The sequence below is a fragment of the Lampropedia hyalina DSM 16112 genome, assembly GCF_900129055.1.
GTDB classification, from domain to species: Bacteria; Pseudomonadota; Gammaproteobacteria; order Burkholderiales; family Burkholderiaceae_C; genus Lampropedia; species Lampropedia hyalina.
The window spans coordinates 85752-107365 of sequence record NZ_FQUZ01000007.1; the positions used below are offsets into that span (position 1 = coordinate 85752).

Here is a 21614-nt window from a genome sequence, read left to right on the forward strand (position 1 = left end):
TTGTTGTCAAAAAGTCAATGGTTTTTCGATAATCTTCGCATTTGCGGCAATTCAAATATCAAATACAGTGTGAAACTGAAAAGCCACTGAAGACAGACCCTTGGCATTTATTTGGAAGTATGCTTGCCGGTTTGGTTCAGGCTTGCCGATTGGATTTTGAACTTGTTTTGACAAAAAGGGATTGCTGATGACGAACGCAGTAGAGCGCACCACGGTGCATGGTTTGCAAGTGGCCACGGTGCTGAAGAATTTTGTGGACGAACAGGTGCTGCCGGGCACGGGCATTGACAGCGCGGCCTTCTGGCAAGGCTTCGATGCGGTGGTGGCCGAGTTCGCGCCACGCAATATCGCCCTGCTGGCCGAGCGCGACCGCATCCAGCTGGAAATGGACCAATGGCACAAGGCCAATCCCGGCCCGATTCAGGATGTCGCCGCCTATCGCCAGTTTCTGGAAGGCATTGGCTACATCGTGCCCGACCCCGGCGCATTGAAGGTCACTACCGGCAATGTGGACGATGAGCTGGCGATTCAGGCCGGCCCGCAACTGGTCGTGCCGATTCTGAATGCCCGCTACGCGCTCAATGCCGCCAATGCCCGCTGGGGTTCGCTGTACGACGCGCTGTATGGCACGGATGCGATTGCCGAGGACGATGGCGCAACCCGTGGTGCAGGCTACAACCCGGTGCGCGGCGCGAAGGTGATTGCCTATGCCCGCCAGTTTCTGGACACAGCGGCCCCGCTGGCGGCTGGCTCCCACGCCGGTGCCACCGCTTACGCCGTGGCCGACGGGGCCTTGCAGGTCACGCTCAAGGATGGTTCGCGCACAGGCCTGCAAAAGCCTGGGCAGTTCGTCGGCCACCAGGGCGAAGCCGCCAATCCGTCGGTGGTGCTGCTGGTGAACAACGGCATTCACATCGAGATCGTGATCGACCGCAGCACCGCCATCGGCAAGGGTGATGCCGCCGGAGTCAGCGATGTGGTGTTGGAAGCGGCCTTGTCCACGATTCTCGATCTGGAAGATTCCGTCGCTGCCGTGGATGCCGAAGACAAGGTGCTGGGCTACAGCAACTGGCTGGGCATCCTCAAGGGCACACTGACCGAGGAAGTCGCCAAGGGCAACAAGACCATCACCCGCCGCCTCAACGCCGACCGCCAGTACACCGGAGCCAACGGCCAGCCTGTGACGCTGCATGGCCGCTCACTGCTGTTCGTGCGCAATGTCGGGCACTTGATGACCAACCCCGCCATCCTGTACGGCACGGCTCAGGAAGTGCGCGAAGTGCCCGAAGGCATCATGGACGCGCTCATCACCACGGCCATTGCCCTGCACGACCTGCAAGGCCACGGGGCCGATGGCATTCGCAACTCGCGCAAAGGCTCCATCTACATCGTCAAGCCCAAGCAGCATGGCCCGGCGGAAGTCGCTTTCTCCAACGACCTGTTCGCGGCCGTCGAGAAGGTGCTGGGCCTGCCGGAAAACACCGTCAAGCTGGGCATCATGGACGAGGAACGCCGCACCAGCGTGAACCTCAAGGCGGCCATTGCCGCTGCCGCTGCGCGTGTGGCCTTCATCAACACCGGTTTTCTGGATCGCACCGGCGACGAAATCCACACCGCCATCCATGCTGGCCCGGTGTTCCGCAAGGGCGACATCAAGAACAGCGCGTGGATCAAGGCCTACGAGAAAAGCAATGTGCTGGTGGGCCTGACCGCTGGCCTGCGTGGCAAGGCACAGATCGGCAAGGGCATGTGGGCCATGCCCGACCTGATGGCCGAAATGCTCAAGCAGAAAATCGGCCACCCGCAGGCCGGAGCCAACACCGCCTGGGTTCCCTCGCCCACCGCCGCCACCCTGCACGCGCTGCACTACCACCAGGTGGACGTGAAGGCCGTGCAGCAGGAACTGGAGCAAACCGATGCCGACGCGCAGCGCGATGCCATTCTGGGTGATCTGTTGCAGATTCCCGTCGTGGCCGAAGCCAAGTGGACGGACGAAGAAAAGCAGCAGGAACTGGACAACAACGTGCAGGGCATCCTCGGCTATGTGGTGCGCTGGATCGACCAGGGCGTGGGCTGCTCCAAGGTGCCCGACATCAACAATATCGGCCTGATGGAAGACCGCGCCACACTGCGCATCTCCAGCCAGCACATTGCCAACTGGCTGCTGCATGGTGTCGTGACCGAAGCCCAGGTGCGCGCGACCTTCGAGCGCATGGCAGCGGTGGTGGATGCACAGAACGCAGGCGACCCACTGTACCAGCCGATGGCAGGCCACTTCGATACCTCCTACGCCTACCGCGCCGCCAGCGATCTGGTATTCAAGGGAGCCGAACAGCCCAGCGGCTACACCGAGCCGCTGCTGCACGGCTGGCGACTCAAGTTCAAGGCCGGAGCCTGATTCCGGGCCTGAAGGCGGACACTACGGTTGCCCCCACGGCATGACGGCATTGGGTGGCTTGCGCCGCAATGACGGTGCTGTGGGCGGTCAGTGCTGGTTCAGATCGATGCGGTAAATGGCACGGTTGGCATCCTGCGGGTCGTTGCCTTCCAGGTGGATGTTCTGCAATCCGGCAGCCTGGGCCACTGGCAGTGCGTCCTTGGCGGAGCGCAACAGCACCGTTCGATGTACTGGCGCACGATGGAGATCGGGGCACTGCCGCAAGACGAGGCGAAGTATGATGGATGTATGCAACAACTTCAAGCCTTCCAATACGAACTGCGGCCCGATGGCCGACAAGAGCGGCAAATGCGCCGCTTTGCTGGCTCATGCCGGTTCGTCTTCAACAAGGCATTGGCGTTGCAGAAAGAACGCTACGAGCAAGGGGAAAAAAAGCTCGGCTATGCGGGCCTGTGCAAGCTGCTTACTGAGTGGCGCAACAGCCCGGAAACGTCATGGCTGGCGGATGCGCCGGTTCATCCGCTGCAACAAACGCTCAAAGACCTGGAGCGGGCCTATGGCAATTTCTTCGCCAAGCGGGCGCACTTCCCGTGCTTCAAGAAGAAGGGCCAGAGAGACAGCTTCCGTTACCCGGATGCCAAGCAGATCAAGCTGGACGCGGGCAATGGCAGAATCTTTCTGCCCAAGCTCGGCTGGCTGCGCTTTCGGCAAAGCCGCGACGTGCTGGGTACGGTGAAGAACGTCACTGTGAGCCAGTCTTGCGGCAAGTGGTTCGTGAGCATCCAGACCGAGCGAGAGGTAGAACAGCCGATTCCCAAGGCAAGCAGTGTCGTGGGCATCGACATGGGAGTGATCCGCTTTGCCACCTTCAGCGATGGCAGCTACCTTGAACCGCTGGCGAGCTTCAGGCAGCACGAAGCGGCCTTGCGCAAAGCGCAGCGTTGCATGAGCCGCAAGAAGAAATTCAGCAACAACTGGAAGAAGGCCAAGGCCCGTGTCCAGAAAATTCATTCCCGCATCGGCAACGCCCGCCGCGACTACCTGCACAAGGCCACGACAGCCATCAGCCAAAACCACGCGATGGTAGTCATCGAGGACTTGCAGGTGCGCAACATGAGCAAAAGTGCCAAGGGCAATGCAGACAAACCGGGCAAGAGCGTCAAGGCCAAGTCTGGCCTGAACAAGTCCATCCTCGATCAGGGCTGGTTCGAGTTCAGGCGGCAATTGGAGTACAAGCTCCAGTGGTCGGGCGGGATGTTGGTGGCCGTGCCACCGAAGAACACCAGCAGAACCTGCCCGCAATGCGGCTGCATCAGCAAAGACAACCGGCAGACGCAGGCACGGTTTGCGTGTGTGGAATGTGGTTACGAGGAAAACGCCGACGTGGTCGGCGCGATCAATGTATTAAGGGCGGGACACGCCCGGATAGCCTGTGGAGAGGATGTCAGCCGTGCCAAGCCTGCAAAGGCAAGACGCGCAGCCTCGGTGAAGCAGGAACCCGCCGAAGCGACTCAACCCAGCCAAATGCTGGTTTGAGTGCAGTAGGAATCACCTGCCTTTAGGCGGGGGAGGATGTCAAGCAGGCGTGACAGAGCCTATCGCCGCGTCATTCCGGTGAAGGCCGGAATGACAGTAGGTGGTGACTACGCACCCGCGTGAGCGAAAAGACTCAGACCACGCCTTGTGCCACCATTGCATCGGCGACCTTGACGAAACCGGCAATATTGGCTCCGTCAATGTAGCTGATGCTGCCATCGGGACGGCGGCCATACTCCACGCAGGACTTGTGGATGCCGCGCATGATTTCGTGCAGGCGTTGATCGACTTCGTGGCGCGGCCAGGACAGACGGGCTGCATTCTGGCTCATTTCCAGGCCGGATGTGGCCACACCGCCCGCATTGCTGGCCTTGCCGGGTGCATACAGCACGCCCGCGCTCTCGAATGCCTTGGCCGCTTCGATGGTGGAAGGCATGTTCGCACCTTCTGCCACGCAGACCACGCCATTCTTGATGAGCATCTTCGCGTCATTGACATCCAGCTCGTTCTGGGTGGCGCATGGCAGGGCCACATCTGCCGGAATGCTCCAGGGGGTACGGCCTTCCAGGAACTGTGCGCCCACCTTGGTGGCGTAGTCCTTCACACGACCGTATTTCACGTTCTTGATGTCTTGCAGAATGGCCAGCTTCTCGTGGGTGAAGCCGCTGCTGTCGGAAACCGTCACCACCTTCGCGCCCAGCATCAGGGCCTTCTCGACCGCGTACTGCGCCACGTTGCCCGAGCCGGAAACCGACACGGTCATGCCTTGCAGCGAGTTCTTGCGCTCGCTGAGCATTTCCTCGGCAAAGTACACGGTGCCGTAGCCGGTCGCTTCCGGGCGAATCAGCGAACCGCCGAACGACAGGCCCTTGCCGGTGAAGATGCAGTCGGCGCGGTTGGTCAGCTTCTTGGTCATGCCGACCATGTAGCCAATCTCGCGGCCACCCACGCCGATGTCACCGGCGGGCACATCGGTGTCGGAACCCACATGGCGGAACAGCTCGGTGACGAACGCCTGACAGAAGCGCATGATCTCGCCGGTGCTCTTGCCCTTGGGGTCGAAGTCCGAACCGCCCTTGCCACCGCCCATCGGCAAGGTGGTCAGGGCATTCTTGAAGGTCTGCTCGAAGGCCAGGAACTTCAGCACCGACAGGTTCACCGAGGGGTGGAAGCGAATGCCGCCCTTGTAGGGGCCAATGGCCATGCTGTGCTGAATACGGAAACCGCGATTGACCTGCACCTTGCCTTCATCGTTCACCCAGGAGACGCGGAAGATCACCACACGGTCGGGTTCCACCAGGCGTTCGAGCAAGCCCTGACCGGCATAGCGCGGAGTGCGGGCAATGAAGGGCCACAGGCTGTCGATCACCTCCGTCACGGCCTGCAAGAATTCTGGTTGGTTGGGGTTGCGCGCAGCAACGTCGTTCAGGAAATGGGCGAGAGATGGTTCAGCCATGATGAGTGAAGGTGCAGAAAAAGAACAGTTCCCGGTTGGTCTCACAGCCACAGCAGGACATGGATTGCTGCCGTCTGACAACGTTTTTCTGCGGGCAGTTGCAAGCTGCCAACCGGCCATTTTGGGGCGTTTTCCTGGAGGGAATCCCGGAAAACCAGCGATTATTGCGCCATTTTCATGCACGAAGGCGAAAAAAATCCCCCATGTGGGGGATGCGTTTTGCAATCTTGGTGCATTGCACCATGATGGTGCAATTTCAGCCTGCCATGCCTGAAAACTCAGACACGCTTGCGGTATTCGCCAGTGCGGGTATCGATTTCGATGCGGTCGCCCTGGTTCACGAACAGGGGCACGGACACCTCGAAGCCGGTGGCAATCTTGGCAGGCTTGAGCACCTTGCCGGAAGTGTCGCCCTTCACGCCAGGCTCGGTCCAGGTGATTTCGCGCTCCAGCCCGGTGGGCAGTTCCACGGAAATGGCCTTGCCGTCATAGAACACCACTTCGGATTCCATGCCGTCTTCCAGGTAGTTGAGCGCGTCGCCCATGTTGCCTGCCTCGATCTCGTACTGGTTGTACTCGGCATCCATCCAGACGTACATCGGGTCGGCAAAGTAGGAGTAGGTGCAATCCTTCTTTTCCAGAATCACGTTGTCGATCTTGTCATCGGCCTTGAAGACGACTTCCGTGCCCATGTTGGACAGCAGGGCCTTGAGCTTCATGCGCACGGTGGCTGCGCCACGGCCGCCACGGGCGTATTCGGTTTTCAGGACGATCATCGGATCCTTGCCGTGCATGATGACGTTGCCGGCGCGGATTTCTTGAGCAATTTTCATAATGGAATGACTGGTGTTGAGGTTTCGCCGTGGCCAGAATCTGCGAAAACCCGACCGGAACCAGCGAAAAGAGGGCGCAGAACCAACCCGAAAGGCGGCTGCTGCGCAAAACGTGACAGTGGCCAGTAGCCACCCAACTGCGCATTCTAACCGCTGGCTGGGCCTGATCCACTATTTTCTGGAATGTTGGGGAAAGAGCCTGCATGGCTGCAATGGCAGCCGCCTTGAGCGTTTCCGCTATCGTGATGCCGGACTTGACTCCGATTTGCACCATTCGTGAAGTTACTCCAAACCGTCATTCCGGCGCAGGCCGGAATCCAGTCATTTGGCAATACCGGTGCTTTTTCAACGGTCGTCACTGGATTGCGGCCTGCGCCGGAATGACGGCCGTTTGGGTATCAAGGGCTGTTGGAATAGCCATGTGGGCAGCCGCCGTGCGCCCAGCCCGGCAGACGCTGCATGGACTCCAGCTACACTATGTAACCACCGTCTGCCCGCCCCGAATGCCCCCGCCCACATGCCGCACACATCCCCCGCATCCCCTCTGCTGCCCCCGGAACTCTCCCAACTGCTGGTGATTGCGGGGCCTACCGCTTCCGGCAAGACCGCGCTGGCCCTTGCGCTGGCGCAGTCCCTGCAAGCCGAGGGAATTGCCACCGAGATCATCAGCGTCGATTCCGCGCTGGTCTATTGCGGCATGGACATTGGCACGGCCAAGCCTTCGGCCCTGGAGCAGGCGCAGCTTCCCCACCACCTCATCGATATTCGCACCCCGCAGCAGAGCTACAGTGCCGCCGAATTCCGGCAGGATGCACTGGAGCTGGTGCGGCAGATTCGTGCGCGGGGCGCACTGCCGCTGCTGGTGGGCGGCACCATGCTGTATATCCACGCATTGCTGCATGGCCTGGATGCACTGCCCCAGGCCGATGCCGCCATTCGCGCCCGTTTGCAGCAGCAGGCGGCAGAGCAGGGCTGGCCGGCCCTGCACGCATGGCTGGCGCAGGTGGATGCGGCCACGGCAGCGCGTCTGGCCCCCAACGACAGCCAGCGCGTCGGGCGTGCGCTGGAAGTCTGGCTGGCGACCGGCACGCCGCTGTCGGCCCTGCACACCCGCCAGCAGGACGATGCCCAGCATGCCGCGCGGCAGGCGTGGATGGCCAGCCACCTGATCGCGCTGGAGCCGCATTCCCGCGCCTGGCTGCACGAGCGCATTGCCCGGCGTTTTGACCTGATGCTGCAAGCGGGTTTTCTGGAAGAAGTGCAGCATCTGCGCCAGATGCCGGGCATGAATGCCGACCTGCCAGCCATGCGCAGTGTGGGCTACCGGCAGGCCTGGCAGATGTTCGATGGCGAATTCCCGGTGCAGGAGTTGCCAGAGCGGGCCATTGCCGCCACCCGCCAACTGGCCAAACGCCAGATCACCTGGCTGCGCAGCATGTCCAGCCGCTGCATCGTGCCCTGCGACGAAGCCGGCATGGAAACCCGCGCCATCGGCACTTTGCGCGACAAGGTGCTGAGAACCATGCAGCATCCCGCCATGCCAACCGCACTTGACACCCCAACGGCCGTCATTCCGGCGCAGGCCGCAATCCAGTGACGACGTTGAGAAAAACACGGGTATTGCCCAATGGCACATGGTGTGACTGGATTGCGGCCTGCGCCGGAATGACGGGGTGGGAGGGTTTCACCATCACGCCAACTGGGCGAGAGAAACACCATACCACCAAAGTGCCATGGCTTGGTTCTGGCGAACCGTTCAGTTTCGGCCCGAATTCATCATGGCGGTGGACAGAAAATTCCGTGCGTCGGAACGCGCAGCGGCATCGCTGCTTTTCTGCACGGATGCCTGGTATTGCACCAGCGCAATGGTGGCCAGAATGCCGATGATGGCCATGGCAATCAACAACTCGATCAGGCTGAATCCGCGCGTGGGGTGTGATGGCATGGTGGGTGGGCGGTGATGGCCGGTTGCCTGGGCAAGATGAAAAAAACCGCCATGCTCCTTGCAGAGGTGGCGGTTGGGGGATGGGGTGGACGCTCCTGCATCTGTGCCCCATGGGGGGTCGCTGGAGCGACCGGGGAGGCGTTCCTACGCGGGAGCGTAGGAACGATCAAACGATTCAAATTTATGGTGCTGGATTTACAGCAGCATTTGTCTTACATCCACCAATTTTGGTTACGTCAGCACCATTAGCTCCTACTACAGCCCCTGCTGCTTCTGTAGCTGTATAAGACGGGCCACTGCCTACAGCAGTACCGCAGATGGTTACTGCACCGCCTTCACTGCTTCCAGTGAATACGTTTTTCAAGCCACGCGAACTGGTTGCTGCTACTGCAATGGCATGGTCAGATTCATCAACTGCCAAAGCCACATATGCAGAAGCCATAAAATCGAAACTGGACACAACATATTTGGCAGCGGGTGTTCCTGCTGTATATGTGTATTTGGTTGCTGCTGTCTGAGCACCATTCGCACCAGTAATTGTTGCTTCTGCAAAAGCAGAGCTTCCTGCAATCAATCCAGCGACGAGGAAAGCAATTTTAATTGTTTTCATGGTTTTTCCTTTATTTGACAGAATTGGCAACAGCAGAGGTCAGGAAGTTTTTCGAATCAGAGTGAGCTGATTTATCCTGTGCTTTCTTTTGGTAAGTGCTGTACTGCGGAATCGCAATCGCAGCCAAAATACCAATAATCGCCACGACAATCATCAGTTCGATCAGGGTGAAACCCTTTTGCAGAGATGCTTTCATTCTTCAACTCCTTGTGAATAAACAGGCAGTTGATGCCTGGACAGGGAGTTATTTGCAAACACTATGCCATGCCGAAAATCGGCAAAATGGCTGCCAATTTGGCTGAAAATATCCGTCGTGTCGCGGTTTGGGCGCGACATGGCGGTTTTTTGTCGGGGGATGGTGGCGACAAGGGCAGCATGTCGCCCGAATGCCGCGCCATGATGGGGTGGCGCGAGGCAACGATTCAAATCGCACAGGGGGAACTGGATTTCGGCCTTCGCCGGAATGACGGTTCTGATTGTTCCTACACAGGAGCGATCCCAATGGCCGTCATGCCGGGCTTGACCCGGCATCCAGTTGCGCCGTAACCGCTTGGCAAGCAAGGTGTCATTGCAAGCGTTGTACTGGAGGCCGGATCAAGTCCGGCATGACGGCGTTGGGTGCTTTGGCTCAGGCTGTCTCATGAACAGGCGGTGGCTACGCCGCCCTCCCTATAGGCAGGCTTACAATCCGAGCATGACCTTGAACCATGCCGATTCCTCCCACCCCATCAGCCTGAACACTGCGGCCTTGCTGACGGGGCGCAGTGTCCGTACCTGGCAGCGTTGCATTGCCGAGGGGCAAATTCCGCGCCTGCCGGACAACCGCCAGCAGGCTGCGGGCGCGTTGATTCCGTTCGAGGCGGTGCGCCCGTGGATAGGGCGGCAGGACTGGTTGCAGGAGGAGGTGGATTTGCTGGTACAGGCCGATCAGGGCGTGGCCCATGCACAGGCAGAAATCGGTGCGTGGTTTGCCCTGGCGGCCTTGCAGCAGGCCCCCCAATCATTGCACTCGCCCAGCGGGGGGGGGGGCGATATTATACCGGCTTTTCACTTTCTTTCGCAGGCGGCAGAACAGGGTGAAGCCGATGCCATGCACTGGCTGGGCCTGCTGTATCTGGCCGGTTTCGGGGAGGGCGATGGCCACGCGCTGGCGTTGATGTGGATTGCCAGGGCAGCGGCACATGGGCATGTGATTGCGAAGGTGCAGTTGGAGGGGCTGTTGCCTGGGGGCGAGGCGGTGCAGGGGTGATCGGTGGTCGGGGCCAAACCGCTGAAACCGCTGGCCCTACAATGCGGATTCACCACTGAACAGAAAGCTAGCCATGCACTTTTCCTTCCGGTCTTTGCGTTCTCTGGCCTTGGCGATTGCCGGGGCTGGGGCCATCACCCTGTCGGCCCATGCGGCGTTGGCCGTGGGGGCAGAGGCTCCCGATTTTTCGACCACGGCGGCCAAGGCGGGTCAGCCGTTTGCATTCGCCTTGCGTGATGCGCTGGCCCAGGGGCCGGTGGTGCTGTACTTCTTCCCGAAAGCCTTTACCAAGGGGTGCACGCTGGAGGCCAATGCCTTTGCCCAAGCGAATGCGCAGTTCGTGGCACAGGGGGCCACGGTGGTGGGCATGTCGCACGATGACATCGAGACCCTTCAGCGTTTTTCTTCCGAAGCCTGCCGTGATGAGTTTGCAGTGGCATCCGACCCGGATGCACAGACCATCCGCGCCTACGATGCCCAATCGGCAGCGCGCCCGGAGTCGGCCCAGCGCATTTCGTATGTGATCGACCGCCATGGCCGGATTGCCTTCGTCCACAGTGGCAGCGACCCTCTGGAGCATGTGGCGCAAACGCTCGCGGCGGTGCAGGCACTGGCCGCCGGGCGTTGAACGCTGCCGAAGCGGGCTTCAGATTCTGCGCCCGGCCTTGAACAGGATGTAGCCCGCGCACAGGCCCGCCAGCAGGATGACCCATGCCAGCACCGGGGCGACCATGTCGATGGCAGAGCCATGCGGTGGAAAGGCAAAGAACAGCATCCGAAACTTGAGAAAGAACACGCCACAGGCCAGCCACACGGCAGGCCCAAGGGCGCGCTTGAAAAAACCTGGTGCAAACAGGGCCAGCAGGGGAGTGAGCACCACCAGCAGCAGAATCAGCGTTTTCAGCATGGGGCGGTTTTCAGGGCGATGGCACGGTGAAACGCCATTGCGAGTGGGACAGGGGCGCGGTGTCGCACGTTTGCAGGAACAGCGCGCGCCAGCGGTGGGTGGCTTCAAATGTGGAGTCGGATGCGGTGCTGACGGTCAGGCACAGCCCGGAGCCTGCCAGTTCGATGCGGCCATCGGTGCGGTGCACAAAGCGTTGCAGCGTTTCGGCTTCCAGGAACGGGGAGCGTTCGCCACAGCCGCGCGGCATGAGTGCGGCACCGGGCAGGGCGCGCCGGTTGATGCCTGCTGCGGTGGCGCAGACGTTGTAGGCGGGAAAGCGGATGCGGCCATTGGACTCGAACACCACGGCTTCGTCGGCATACAGGCCGGGCTTGCAGTTGTGTGCACTCAATGGCATGTCGAACCGGATGTGCCTGCCCGAGCCGAGAATGTCCAGGCAGTAGCCGTCCTGGGGACGATCCAGGTCGTTCACCAGCCGCAAATGTCCGGGGGCGGTGGTGTCGTCGGCAGTGGCGGGTTCGGCTAGGGCAGAGGCAGAGGCATTGGCCAGGGCCAGCAGACCCAGGGTGGTCAGGCGGCAGGCAAGATGGAGCAGGGGCATGGCAGATGGGGCAGGCGGTGGCGGGAGTTCCGAATATACGCCTACTGTACGCGCTTGGTGAATTGCCCCCGCTGTGTCATGGATCGTTCCTGCGCGGGAGCGCAGGAACGATCCATTCGTGTCGGTTTCGCAAGCTGCCATGCCATTCAAGTCAGGGTTATCCACAATATGTGTGGATAAGCTTGTGGGCAAGCCTGTTTTCTGCAAGAGCTTGCCCAGTGGGCGGATTGACCTGCCTAATAAACAGTCAGGAGCCTGCCATGGCGGGGTTCTATGGGAACACCAGTTGCTGTGCCAGCAGGGTGCTGGCTTCTGCGCCCGTCAGTTGCGAGTGCAGGAATGGCACTTCCAGCGGGGTCAGGCTGTCGGCATGGCCTTGCCACAGGCTGGCCTGTAGATGGGGCTTGCTGGCGTGGTCCTTGCCTGCGCGAATGTGCGTGAGTGTGCCGGGGTAGTGGCGGTGGTGGTGCTGGCGGATGAGGCGGTTGGTGTCGGTGACGACGCGCACCACGCCAGTCAGTGCGGCATCGGGCAGGTGGCCCAGTGCGGTGTCGCCCGTGCGCAGGAAGGCGATGACTTTCTCTTGCGTGTCCAGTTCCGGATGGCCTTCGGGGTCGTAGCCTGCAATGGCCAGCAGGGCGCGCAGGGCCTGGATGGGTGTGGGTTCTGGCTCGGCCCGCCAGACTTCGGCGGGGTAGGAGTCGAGCATGGCGACGAGGCCGACGCGGTGGCCGGTGTGGGCCAGTTCGACGGCCATGGCCTGGGCAATGATGCCGCCGACCGACCAGCCGAGCAGGTGCACGGGGCCATCGGGCTGGATGTCCCGCACGCGCTGTGCGTACTGGCGCGCCAGTGCGTCGATGCTGTCGGGCAGGGCATTGGCGGGGTCAAGGGCGGGCGATTGCAGGCCATAGACGCTGCGCGCGCCTTGCGGCGACAGGGCCAGTGCCCGCGCCAGATGGCGGTAGCCCCAGCAGATGCCGCCCGCCGGGTGGATGACGAACAGCGGGGCCTGGCTGGCATCGGCACTGGCGAGTTGGATGACGGGGGCGAGGCCGCTGTCGAAGCTGACTTTTTCGTCGTCGATGAGGGCTGCCAGTGCGCCGATGGCCGGGTGGGCGAACAGGCTGCCCAGGCCGGGATTGCGCTGCCATTCTTCCTGGATGCGCAGCAGCAGTTGCACGGCGGAAAGGGAGTCGCCGCCGAGGCTGAAGAAGTCGCTGTCGGCATCGATGCGGTTCACGGGCTGTTGCAGCAGTTCGGCGAACAGGGTTGCGAGTGTGCGCTCGGTGGCAGTGTGCAGCGGGCGGCCCGCCACGGCATCGAACCGGGGGGCGGGCAGGGCACGGCGGTCGAGTTTGCCATTGCTGGTGACGGGCCAGTCGTTCAGTTCGACGATGGCACTGGGGACCATGTAATCGGGCACATGGCTGGCAATGTGCTGGCGCAGGGCGTGGGCATCGTAGCCCTGGCCCGGCTGCACATAGGCCACGAGTTTCCTGTCGCCCGCGCGGTCTTCGCGCACGATGACGCCGCCGCGCTCGATCATGCCGCTGCCCTGCATGGCGGCTTCGATTTCGCCCAGTTCGATGCGCAGGCCGCGCAGTTTCACCTGGTGGTCGCTGCGGCCGATGTACTCCACCGCGCCATCGGGTCGCCAGCGGGCGATGTCGCCGGTCTTGTAGATGCGCTCGCCCGGCAGGTGCGGGTCGGGCAGGAAGGCGGCACGGGTGAGGTCATCGCGGCCCAGGTAGCCGCGTGCCAGTTGTACGCCGCCCAGGTAGAGGTCGCCCGCCACGCCGGGGGGCAGGGCGCGCAGTTGCGCATCGAGCACATACAGGCGGGTGTTCCAGACCGGCAGGCCAATGGGCACGGGGCGCGAATGGTCGCTGGCACTGGCGGGCCAGTAGCTGACATCGACGGCGGCTTCGGTGGGGCCGTAGAGGTTGTGCAGTTCGCTGTGCAGGGTGGTGTGCAGACGGTCGCGCAGGTCGGCGGGCAGTTCTTCGCCGCTGGTGAAGATACGCTGCATGCGAATGCCGCGTGCAGAGGGTTCGGCCAGAAATGCCGCGAGCATGGAGGGCACGAAATGGCAGGTGCTGATGCGCTGCTGGCGGATGATGCGGGCCAGCCAGGCCGGGTCGCGGTGCGCGTCGGGCGAGGCGACCACGAGGGTGCAGCCGCTCAGGAAGGGCAGGAAGAACTCCCACACCGAGACATCGAAGGTGGCCGGGGTTTTTTGCAAGATGCGGTCGCTGGCATCGAAGCCATAGTGCTGACGCATCCACTCCAGCCGGTTCACGATGGACTGGTGCTCGATCATCACGCCCTTGGGTTCGCCGGTGGAGCCGGATGTGTAGATGACGTAGGCGAGATGGTGGGGGGCGGGCGCACCGGGCAGGCTGGCGGTGCTGGCCGGTTGCGTGGGCCAGTCGGCAGGGGCTAGTTGCGGCAGGTGCGCGGGCAGCAGATGGCCGTCATGGCCGTGGATGAGTGCGCACAGGGGCTGTGCCAGTTGCACCACCCGCGCCAGCCGTTCGGGCGGGTTCTGCAAGTCCAGCGGCAGGTAGGCTCCTCCGGCGCGGATGACGGCGAGCAGGGCGATCACCAGCTCCAGCGAGCGCGGCAGCGCGACGGCCACCAGGGTGTCATGGCCCACGCCGCGCTGTTGCAGGGCGTGCGCCAGTGCGCGGCTGCGCTGCTCCAGTTCGGCGTAGCTGAGCACCTGACCATCGAATTCCAGCGCGGGGGCATCGGGGGTGTAGCGCATTTGCGCTTCGATCAACGCCACCAGCGTGGTATGCGGCACGGGGTGGGCGGTGGCATTGACATCGAACAGGTAGCGTTGGGCTTCGGCGGTGGTGGCCAGCGGGATGTCGTCCACGGTGTGGGCGTTCAGGGCTGCGGCCACGAAGGCTTCGATGCGCTGCAAATGCGCCTGTACGGTGGGCCGGTCGTAGAGGTTCGGGTTGGCCTCGATTTCCAGTTCCAGCGCGTCGGTGGCATTGCCGCGAAAGCCGATGGTGATGTCGTCGATGGGGCCGGTGCCGAGGATTTCCAGCCGTGCTTGCAGGCCGGGCAGGTGGATGGGCTGGTAGAAGGGTTGCACGTTGATGAGCGCGCCATACAGACGGCGGTTGCCGCCCAGCAAGCCCAGGTCGCGGCGCAACTGCTCGCTGCGGTAACGCCCGTGGCGGCGCGCGCGGGTCTGGGCGCGGGCCATGTTGTGCAGATGCTCCGTGAGGGCTTGCCCGGCCGGGGCGGCCACGCGCAGGGGCAGCACGTTCATCACCATTGCAGGCACACGGGCACTGGCACTGCCCAGCCGCCCCATGTAGGGCACGCCCACGATGGTTTCTTCCACACCCGCCACGCGCTGGCAGTAGAGGGCGGTGATGGCGGTGAGCACGTCCGGCCAGGGAATGTCCACCCGCGCGGCAAAGGCCAGCAGGGCTTCGCGCCAGGCGGCAGGCAGTGGCTGGCGCAGGTGGTGGCAGGTGTGCGCGCTGCTGGCCTTGCCGCTTTGCTGCTGGGCCATTCCGGCCACTTCGGTGGGGGTCTGGAAGAGTTCCTGCCAGTAGGCGGCATCCTTGCGGCGTTTGTCGCTGGCGCGGTAAGCCGCGTCTTCCTGCATCACGGCATCCAGTGCGCCCAAGGCTGCGGCAGGCGTGGCGGATGGGGCCGTTTCGCCATCGGGCGAGGGCAGGGCCTGGGCGTACAGGGCGGCCACGCGGCTTTCCCACAGGGCCATGCCGTAGCCGTCGGCACAGAGGTGGTGGGCACGCTGGTACCAGACGGCGTGGTTTTCTGCCAGCAGGTACAGGCATTGGCGCGCCAGCGCGTCGCGGGTGGGATTCAGCGGCGTTTGCATGTCGGCCTGCATGGCGGTCTGTGCGGCCTGTACCGGGTCGGCCAGGTGGCGCAGGTCGATGACTTCCAGCCGTGGCACAAAGCCTGGCTCCAGCCGCTGCGCCACACCGCTGGCGGTGTCGCGGAAGTGCAGGCCCAGCGATTGCGCTTCTTCGGCAGCCTGGTTGGCGGCCTGCTCGAAGGCGGCCTGATGCAGCGGCCCTTGCAACCACAGCGCGTGGCCGGTGTTGAAGCTGGGGTTCTGTGGGTCGAGCTGCTGCGCGTACCACAGGCCGGACTGGGCTTCGGTCAGGGGCCAGAAAACGGGGCGAGGCTGGGAGACGGGGGCTGCTGGGGGCATGGCGTGCAAGAGGGCAAAGAAGCGGGAGCCGGAATGGACGAGCGCACTGGCGTGCGGTGCGCGGCTTTGTGGCGAGAGGCGGTCTGTTTAGAACAAGTTTACGGTCTCAGTGCCATGCGGTTCAGTCAAGAAAAGCACCCGTCATTCCCGCGAAAGCGGGAATCCAGTAGCACAACGTATCCGATGGAAAAGCAAGGTGTTCTTTGGGTATGTCGTCACTGGATTCCGGGTCAGGCCCGGAATGACGATGCCACTGGTACGGCATCGCCCTGAAATCGTGAACGCGTTCTTATGCCTGCATCTGCGCCAGACGCTGTTCTACGACAGACCACCAGCCTTGCAGCGTGGTGTGTTCGGCGATTTCCGAAAAGTCCAGTCCGATGCCGCTCTCGTTCCAGCGCACCAGCAGGTTGAGCACGCGCATGGAGTCCAGCCCGAGATCCATCAGGTTGTCGTCCAGGGCGATGTCTTCGGGTTGTTCATGCACCATGCGGGCAATGTCGGCACGCATTTGTTCCAGCGTGAGGGGCGAGGCGGGGGAGATGGTCATGGGCAGGGCACTGCAAGAAATGAAAGCCGCCTATTGTGCCAGAACAACAGGAATAACTTTCATTCAATACTGAGGTCGTGCAGGCCATAGTGCCCGTGCTGGCGGTCGCTGAAAAACCGCTCCAGCGTGATTTGTGTGGTGCGGAATGCAAGCTCCGACCAGGGGATGTCGGCCTCGGCAAACAGGCGGGCTTCCTGGGTTTCGGGGCCGGGGTGCATGTCCGGGCTGCGCATGTCGGCCCGATAGAACAGATGCACCTGCCCCACCCGTGGCAGGCTGATGATGGAGAACAAGGCCCCCATGTCGATCTGCACACCCGCTTCTTCGTCGGTTTCACGCGCCGCGCCCTGGGTGGTGGTCTCGTCCAGCTCCATGAAACCGGCTGGCAGCGTCCACTTGCCCATGCGCGGTTCGATATTGCGCTTGCACAGCAGCACCTTGCCCTCCCAGACAGGGATGGTGCCTACCACGTTCAGCGGGTTGAGATACTGGATGCTGTGGCAGGCAGGGCAGACGGCGCGGATGCGGGAGTCGCCATCGTCGGGAACGCGATGCTCCACGGCATGGCCGCAGACGCGGCAGTAGTTGATGGTGTGGCGGGGCTGCATGGTCAGGAGCGGGGCTGTGATTGAAAGGGATGTTACTGCACCTGCACGCGCAGTTCGGGCAGGCCGTCGATCTGTGCCTGCATGACATCGCCTGCCACCACCGGGCCTACTCCGGCGGGTGTGCCGGTGAAGATCAGGTCGCCGGGCTGGAGCGTCCAGCCATTCGAGATGTGCGCGATCACCTCGGCCAGCTTCCAGATCAGCTCCTCGGTGCTGCCCTGTTGTTTTTCCGAGCCATTGACCAGCAGGCGCACCGAGGCGTTTTCGATGCCGGGCACGGCTTGCCTGGGCAGGATGGGGCCGATCGGGGCACTCTGGTCGAAGCCCTTGGCCAGCGACCAGGGACGGCCTGCTTTCTTCAGGCTGGCCTGAATGTCGCGGCGTGTCATGTCCAGCCCTACGGCGTAGCCAAAGACATGCTCCTGTGCCTGCTCGGGCGCAATGTGCTGGCCGCCCTGGCCGATGGCAATCACCAGTTCCACTTCATGGTGCAGGTCTTGCGTCAGGCTGGGGTAGACGATCTGGCCGGTGCTGCCTTCCGGCACGAACACGATGCTGTCGGCTGGCTTCATGAAGAAGAACGGGGCTTCGCGGCCACTGGAGCCCATTTCCTGCGCATGTTTGGCGTAGTTCTGCCCCACGCAGTAGATGCGATGCACCGGAAACAGTTGCTCGCTGGAGTGAATACCGATGGCGGCGGGGGCGGCAGGGGGAAACAGGTAGGAAGGCATGGCAGTGAAAGGCAAATCGGGTCAATGAACGGGCAAAACGCCCTACTATACATGGATCGCCCTGACGCTGCGGCCATGTTCATATTCCGCATTCCTGTCATCCTTCATTTGTTTTTTTCATCGCCCCATGCACCATCTTCTGCCCGAATGGCCCGCCCCTTCATTTGTCAAAAGCCTGTTCACGCTGCGTGGTGGCGGGGTCAGCCAGCCACCGTTCGATTCGCTGAACCTGGGCGACCATGTGGGTGACATGGCCCAAGCCGTGCAGGCCAATCGCCATCGCCTGCACATGCAGGTGCAGAAGCTGTCGCCGGGAGCGGGGCGGGCCGTGTTCTTGCAGCAGGTGCATGGTGATGCCGTGGTGCATCTACGGGCAGATACCCCCGATGCCACCGTTGCCGATGCTGCGCTGGCCACTGCGCCGGGTGTGGTCTGCACCATCATGGTGGCCGACTGCCTGCCGGTGCTGCTGGCGCACCGTCGCCTGCCGCTGGTGGCCGCTGCCCATGCAGGCTGGCGTGGATTGGCGGGTGTGCAGGGGCAGGGTGTTTTGGAAAGTACCTGGGCAGCGTGGCAACAGGCAGCATCGACACTGAAACCTGCTGGCGCAGGCGAGCAGACTGCCCTGGCAGCGGATACGCTGGTCTGGCTGGGGCCGTGCATCGGGCCGCAGGCATTCGAGGTGGGCGAGGCCGTGCATCAGGCCTTTGCCGATGCGCCCGCATGTTTTCAGCCCATTGTCGGCCAGAGCGGCAAATGGCTGGCCGATTTGCCCGGACTGGCACGGCAGCGGCTGCACGCAATGGGACTGCGGCACATTCATGGCAATGATGGCAGCCCCTCGTGGTGTACCCACAGCAACCCGCAATGGTACTTCTCGCATCGCCGGGATGCAGTGCAAAAAGGCGGCAGCGGACGCATGGCCGCCTGCATCTGGCTGGAAGATTCCCCTGCTTCTCCAGCATTGGCTGGGTAAACCAAGAGATAGATGGATTAGCCCTTGCCTTTGCCTTTTTCGCCTGGACATTTCGTGTATAAAGACAGCATAAACATCGCACTGCGGTACTGAGGCTGGATGCAGCCCATGTGCAACAGACGTGCCAGCAGCGGTGGCAACCAAGACATGGATTGATTCAGAGAAGGAGACGCAACACCATGGCATTCAAATCCACAACGCCCGACTGGCAGCAGTTTCAGCAAGCCGCCTGGCAGCAATGGAACCAGTTCATCCAGCAAAATCCCGTCACTGCCGCATCGGGATTCACGCAGGCCACATCCAACCCGTTTGAAGCCTTTGCCGAGGCCGTCAAGGGCCAGCTTCAGGGCGCAGGCAATACCGCGTTGCCCAGCATTCAGATTCCCCCCGAAAAATTGCAGGCCCTGCAACAGGAATACCTGACACAGGTGACGGATCTTTCGCGCAAGGAGGTCGAAGACCTCAAGAGCCTGTTCAAGGGCGACCGGCGGTTTGCCGGTGAAGTCTGGAGCCAGAACAAATTTTCGGCGCAGACGGTCGCGCTCTACCAGATCAATACCGAAACCCTGCGCAAGATGGTGGCTCTGGTGGAAACCGATGCCAAGACCCGCGCCCGCCTGGAATTCGCCGTAGAACAATGGCTGGCGGCGGCAGCTCCAGCCAACTTCATGGCTTCCAACCCCGAAGCCCAGCTTCAGGCCATCCAGTCCAAGGGCGAGAGCATTGCCCGCAGCCTGCAAAACATTCTGCAGGACGTGCGCCGTGGTCACATTTCCATGACCGACGAAACCCAGTTCGAGGTGGGGCGCAATATTGCCATCACCCACGGTTCGGTGGTGTTCGAAAACGAGTTTTTCCAACTGATCGAATACACGCCCACCACCGACAAGGTGCACGAAAAGCCCTTGCTGCTGGTACCGCCCTGCATCAACAAATACTACATTCTGGATTTGCAACCCGGTAATTCCTTCGTCGAATATGCCGTCGCACAGGGTTTCCGCACCTTCATCGTCAGTTGGCGCAATGCCGACCAGTCGCTGTCCGAAGCGACCTGGGACGACTACATCCAGAATGCCGCTATCCGTGCCATCGAGGCTGTGCAGGACATCACCGGCGCGCCGACCATCAATGCACTGGGCTTCTGCGTGGGTGGCACCATTCTTTCGACCGCACTGGCCGTGCTGGCCGCGCGCAACAAGTTCCCGGTGGACAGTGCCACGCTGCTGACCACGCTGGTCGATTTCAGCGATACAGGTATTCTCGATATCTTCATCGACGAGAACATGGTGCGCTTCCGCGAACTGCAAATGGGCAAGAAGGGCCTGTTGCCTGGTCAGGATCTGGCCACCACCTTCAGCTTCCTGCGCCCCAACGAACTGGTCTGGAACTATGTGGTGGGCAACTACCTCAAGGGCGAAACCCCACCGCCATTCGACCTGCTGTACTGGAACAGCGACGGCACCAACCTGCCTGGCCCGTTCTACGCTTGGTATCTGCGCAACACCTATCTGGAGAACAACCTCATCAAGCCCGGCAAGCTCACCATTGCCGGACAGAAGGTGGACTTCAACAAGATTCAGGCCTCGATGTACATCTACGGCTCGCGTGAAGACCACATTGTTCCGATCACCGGCTCCTACGCCAGTACCCAGGTGTTCCAGGGCAAGAAACGCTTTGTCATGGGTGCGTCCGGGCATATTGCCGGGGTCATCAACCCACCGGCACGCAAGAAGCGCAACTACTGGGTGGGCAAGGCCGACGCTTTCCCGCAGGATGTGAATGAATGGATCGAAGCCGCGACCTCGGTGCCGGGAAGCTGGTGGCCGGACTGGTCGGACTGGCTCAAGGCCGAGTCTGGCGAGCTGGTCGATGCCCCCAAGAAACCTGGCAAGGCGGGTAAGTATGCGGTGATCGAACCCGCTCCAGGCCGCTACGTCAAACAGCGCGCGTGACACAACGGTGACATACCGATGGGTTAGATTCCGTCTCGCCCATTTCGCTGAGGATTGTTTCAGGAAAGAAGGTAACAGCAATCGACGATGAGGCAAGGCTCCCCGCCTTGCAAACCGGCCTAGAGGCCACTAAGGAAGGTCTGCAAAACCCGTTGCGCCGCCTGCATCCCCTTGGCGGGTGCGGGCTTACCGCAAGAGTTTTGCAGACCTTCCCTAAACAAAACTTGAAAAGGAGACAATTCCATGAGCAATCAAAAAGTAGCTTACGTCACGGGAGGAATGGGGGGCATTGGCACCTCTATCTGCCAACGCTTGCACCAGGAAGGCTTCACGGTCATTGCCGGGTGCGGCCCCCAGCGGGACTTCCAGAGCTGGCTGGACGAACAGAAAGCCCTGGGCTTCACGTTTCATGCTTCCGTCGGCAATGTGGCCGATTGGGATTCCACGACCGAGGCTTTCGAGAAAGTCAAGGCGGAACACGGTTCCATCGACGTGCTGGTGAACAATGCCGGCATTACCCGCGACAAGATGTTTGTCAAGATGTCGCCGGAAGACTGGCGTGCCGTCATTGAAACCAACCTGAACTCCATGTTCAACGTCACCAAGCAGGTGGTCGCGGACATGGTGGGCAAGGGCTGGGGCCGCATTGTCAATATCAGCTCGGTCAATGGCGCGAAAGGCCAGGCAGGGCAGACCAACTATTCGGCTGCCAAGGCCGGGATGCACGGCTTCACGATGGCTCTGGCGCAGGAGTTGGCCAACAAGGGCGTGACGGTGAACACGGTCAGCCCCGGTTACATTGGCACCGATATGGTCAAGGCCATCCGCGAGGATGTACTGGAAAAGATCGTGGCGACCATTCCGGTCAAACGCCTCGGCAGCCCCAGCGAGATCGCCTCCATCATTGCCTGGCTGGCTTCGGAAGAAGGCGGCTACTCCACCGGAGCCGATTTCTCGGTGAATGGTGGCCTGCACATGCACTGATTCCGGTATCGGTCATTTCCTGAAAAACGCCAGCCTCCTTGGGACGCTGGCGTTTTTTATTCGGGTTG

The 21614-nt window shown here is 61.8% G+C and carries 21 protein-coding genes and 2 pseudogenes; 10 read left to right on the top strand and 13 right to left on the bottom strand.

What is annotated here, in order from left to right:
• Positions 1-187 precede the first annotated feature (187 nt).
• Positions 188-2398, top strand: coding sequence for a malate synthase G (locus tag BUE21_RS04320; RefSeq protein ID WP_073355057.1), 2211 nt, complete (start codon positions 188-190; stop codon positions 2396-2398).
• An 87-nt stretch (positions 2399-2485) separates the two neighbouring features.
• Here BUE21_RS04320 and BUE21_RS15095 read toward each other — a convergent pair whose 3' ends face one another.
• Together BUE21_RS15095 and BUE21_RS04325 are read right to left on the bottom strand one after the other, a co-directional pair.
• Positions 2486-2617: a hypothetical protein gene (locus BUE21_RS15095; RefSeq protein ID WP_268767820.1), complete on the bottom strand. Its 132-nt coding sequence runs from the start codon at positions 2615-2617 to the stop codon at positions 2486-2488.
• Positions 2617-2682: pseudogene (locus BUE21_RS04325) on the bottom strand (IS200/IS605 family transposase); the annotation flags it as partial. The gene BUE21_RS15095 and the pseudogene BUE21_RS04325, both read right to left, overlap by 1 nt.
• Before the next feature lie 4 nt (positions 2683-2686).
• Between BUE21_RS04325 and BUE21_RS04330 the strand changes: the two are divergent.
• On the top strand, positions 2687-3934 hold the full coding sequence (locus tag BUE21_RS04330) for an RNA-guided endonuclease InsQ/TnpB family protein (RefSeq protein ID WP_073355148.1): 1248 nt from the start codon (positions 2687-2689) through the stop codon (positions 3932-3934).
• A 133-nt stretch (positions 3935-4067) separates the two neighbouring features.
• On the opposite strand, the gene gdhA is transcribed toward BUE21_RS04330, so the two are convergent.
• Positions 4068-5390 (bottom strand): NADP-specific glutamate dehydrogenase, encoded by a 1323-nt coding sequence (gdhA, locus tag BUE21_RS04335; RefSeq protein WP_073355061.1) that lies wholly within the window; start codon positions 5388-5390, stop codon positions 4068-4070.
• Between the two features lies 1 nt (position 5391).
• Between gdhA and BUE21_RS14390 the strand changes: the two genes are divergently transcribed.
• Entirely contained in the window at positions 5392-5664 is a 273-nt protein-coding gene (locus BUE21_RS14390; RefSeq protein ID WP_143164412.1) for a hypothetical protein, read from the top strand.
• A gap of 4 nt (positions 5665-5668) precedes the next feature.
• Here the strand turns inward: BUE21_RS14390 and efp are convergent, their stop codons facing one another.
• Entirely contained in the window at positions 5669-6223 is a 555-nt protein-coding gene (gene efp, locus BUE21_RS04340; RefSeq protein WP_073355064.1) for an elongation factor P, read from the bottom strand.
• 517 nt (positions 6224-6740) lie between these two features.
• On the opposite strand from efp, the gene miaA reads away from it, so the two are divergent.
• Positions 6741-7820 (top strand): tRNA (adenosine(37)-N6)-dimethylallyltransferase MiaA, encoded by a 1080-nt coding sequence (gene miaA, locus BUE21_RS04345; RefSeq protein WP_073355065.1) that lies wholly within the window; start codon positions 6741-6743, stop codon positions 7818-7820.
• Between the two features lie 159 nt (positions 7821-7979).
• Here the strand turns inward: miaA and BUE21_RS15135 are convergent, their stop codons facing one another.
• The 3 genes and pseudogenes from BUE21_RS15135 to BUE21_RS14790 form a co-directional block, all read right to left on the bottom strand.
• Positions 7980-8168 (bottom strand): type IV pilin protein, encoded by a 189-nt coding sequence (locus BUE21_RS15135; protein ID WP_073355068.1) that lies wholly within the window; start codon positions 8166-8168, stop codon positions 7980-7982.
• 181 nt (positions 8169-8349) lie between these two features.
• Positions 8350-8778, bottom strand: a complete 429-nt coding sequence (locus BUE21_RS14395) for a hypothetical protein (protein WP_143164413.1) — start codon at positions 8776-8778, stop codon at positions 8350-8352.
• Between the two features lie 76 nt (positions 8779-8854).
• A pseudogene (locus BUE21_RS14790) lies at positions 8855-8974 on the bottom strand (prepilin-type N-terminal cleavage/methylation domain-containing protein); the annotation flags it as partial.
• Positions 8975-9042: 68 nt separating this feature from the next.
• Between BUE21_RS14790 and BUE21_RS04365 the strand changes: the two are divergent.
• The 3 genes from BUE21_RS04365 to BUE21_RS04375 all read left to right on the top strand — a co-directional run bounded on the left by BUE21_RS04365 (position 9043) and on the right by BUE21_RS04375 (position 10655).
• Positions 9043-9324, top strand: coding sequence for a hypothetical protein (locus BUE21_RS04365; protein WP_073355075.1), 282 nt, complete (start codon positions 9043-9045; stop codon positions 9322-9324).
• A gap of 148 nt (positions 9325-9472) precedes the next feature.
• Complete coding sequence (locus tag BUE21_RS04370; RefSeq protein ID WP_073355076.1) at positions 9473-10027, top strand: SEL1-like repeat protein; 555 nt, start codon at positions 9473-9475, stop codon at positions 10025-10027.
• Between the two features lie 73 nt (positions 10028-10100).
• The gene (locus BUE21_RS04375) at positions 10101-10655 is read left to right on the top strand and encodes a peroxiredoxin (protein ID WP_084522842.1); all 555 of its coding nucleotides are present in this window, start codon (positions 10101-10103) and stop codon (positions 10653-10655) included.
• An 18-nt stretch (positions 10656-10673) separates the two neighbouring features.
• Here BUE21_RS04375 and BUE21_RS04380 read toward each other — a convergent pair whose 3' ends face one another.
• From BUE21_RS04380 to BUE21_RS04405, 6 genes are all read right to left on the bottom strand, one after another.
• Positions 10674-10934 carry a hypothetical protein gene (locus tag BUE21_RS04380; protein ID WP_073355079.1) on the bottom strand — a complete coding sequence of 87 codons (261 nt, stop codon included), beginning with the start codon at positions 10932-10934 and terminating at the stop codon, positions 10674-10676.
• A 10-nt stretch (positions 10935-10944) separates the two neighbouring features.
• Positions 10945-11535 (bottom strand): RICIN domain-containing protein, encoded by a 591-nt coding sequence (locus BUE21_RS04385; RefSeq protein WP_073355082.1) that lies wholly within the window; start codon positions 11533-11535, stop codon positions 10945-10947.
• Between the two features lie 271 nt (positions 11536-11806).
• Positions 11807-15745, bottom strand: coding sequence for a non-ribosomal peptide synthetase (locus tag BUE21_RS04390; RefSeq protein WP_073355084.1), 3939 nt, complete (start codon positions 15743-15745; stop codon positions 11807-11809).
• 289 nt (positions 15746-16034) lie between these two features.
• Positions 16035-16295, bottom strand: coding sequence for a phosphopantetheine-binding protein (locus BUE21_RS04395; protein WP_073355086.1), 261 nt, complete (start codon positions 16293-16295; stop codon positions 16035-16037).
• 59 nt (positions 16296-16354) lie between these two features.
• A complete protein-coding gene (locus BUE21_RS04400; RefSeq protein ID WP_073355087.1) occupies positions 16355-16903 on the bottom strand; it encodes an NUDIX hydrolase in 549 nt (182 codons plus the stop codon).
• A 32-nt stretch (positions 16904-16935) separates the two neighbouring features.
• Positions 16936-17634 carry a fumarylacetoacetate hydrolase family protein gene (locus BUE21_RS04405; RefSeq protein WP_073355090.1) on the bottom strand — a complete coding sequence of 233 codons (699 nt, stop codon included), beginning with the start codon at positions 17632-17634 and terminating at the stop codon, positions 16936-16938.
• 127 nt (positions 17635-17761) lie between these two features.
• Between BUE21_RS04405 and pgeF the strand changes: the two genes are divergently transcribed.
• The 3 genes from pgeF (at position 17762) to phbB (ending at position 21546) form a co-directional block, all read left to right on the top strand.
• On the top strand, positions 17762-18610 hold the full coding sequence (gene pgeF / locus BUE21_RS04410; RefSeq protein ID WP_073355093.1) for a peptidoglycan editing factor PgeF: 849 nt from the start codon (positions 17762-17764) through the stop codon (positions 18608-18610).
• A 179-nt stretch (positions 18611-18789) separates the two neighbouring features.
• Positions 18790-20562, top strand: coding sequence for a PHA/PHB synthase family protein (locus tag BUE21_RS04415; protein ID WP_073355096.1), 1773 nt, complete (start codon positions 18790-18792; stop codon positions 20560-20562).
• A gap of 243 nt (positions 20563-20805) precedes the next feature.
• Positions 20806-21546 carry an acetoacetyl-CoA reductase gene (gene phbB / locus BUE21_RS04420; protein ID WP_073355098.1) on the top strand — a complete coding sequence of 247 codons (741 nt, stop codon included), beginning with the start codon at positions 20806-20808 and terminating at the stop codon, positions 21544-21546.
• Positions 21547-21614: the final 68 nt, after the last annotated feature.